The 890-nt window shown below is 65.1% G+C and carries 1 protein-coding gene; it reads left to right on the forward strand.

Annotation, left to right across the window (positions count from 1 at the left end):
• The coding region (locus EN906_RS35650) for an ATP-binding cassette domain-containing protein (protein ID WP_127375845.1) at positions 1 to 887 on the forward strand (887 nt) is incomplete at its 5' end.
• Positions 888 to 890: the final 3 nt, after the last annotated feature.

The raw sequence follows: 890 nt of genomic DNA on the forward strand, positions 1-890 counted from the left end.
GCTGCACGGTGCTGCGGCATGGCCGCGTTGCCGGCCGCGTCGATGACCCGGCCAACACGACATCCTCGGAGATGGCAACACTGATGTGCGGCCATGAGATCGTGCCGCCGGCGCGGGGACCATCGGCGCCGGGTGCTGATGTGCTGACGCTCGACGGTATCTCAACCTCGCATCATTCCGGCACGGCGCTGCGCGACATATCGCTTGCCGTTCGTGCCGGCGAAATCCTCGGCATTGCCGGGGTGTCGGGCAATGGCCAGCGGGCGCTGGCGGAGGTGATCTCCGGCGTGCGGGCGCCCGATGCCGGCCGGATGACGATTGCCGGCCAAAAAGTCTCACGGTTTTCGCCGCGCGAGGTGCAGGCGCTCGGGCTCGGACGTATCCCGGAAGACCGTATGACGACCGGACTGGTGACCAACCTGCCGCTCGCCGATTCGATGGTGTTGCCGCGCATCGGCACCGCGGCGTTCAGCAGCAAAGGCCTGCTCAAGCCGCATGCGATCCGCGCTTTCGCTGAAGAACAAATCAAGGCCTATGACATCAGATGCCCCGGACCGATGACCCGGGCCGGCGCATTGTCCGGCGGCAATCTGCAGAAGGCGTTGTTGGCACGCGAGCTTGCCTTCGATCCGAAGGTGCTTGTTGTCTCGCAGCCGACGCGTGGGCTCGATATCGGTGCCGCCCGCTTCATCCATGAAAAGTTCCTCGACATGCGGACCAAAGGCTGCGGCATCATCGTCATTGGCGAGGATCTCGAAGAGCTGCTGGTGCTCTGCGACCGCATCGCGGTGATGTATGAGGGCCGCATCGTCGGCACGCTCGACAGCGCCGATGCAACGATAGCGCGGCTCGGCTTGATGATGACCGGGGCGGAGGGGAGAGCCTAGATG

The sequence above is a fragment of the Mesorhizobium sp. M7A.F.Ca.CA.004.06.1.1 genome, from assembly GCF_003999135.1.
GTDB lineage: Bacteria > Pseudomonadota > Alphaproteobacteria > Rhizobiales > Rhizobiaceae > Mesorhizobium.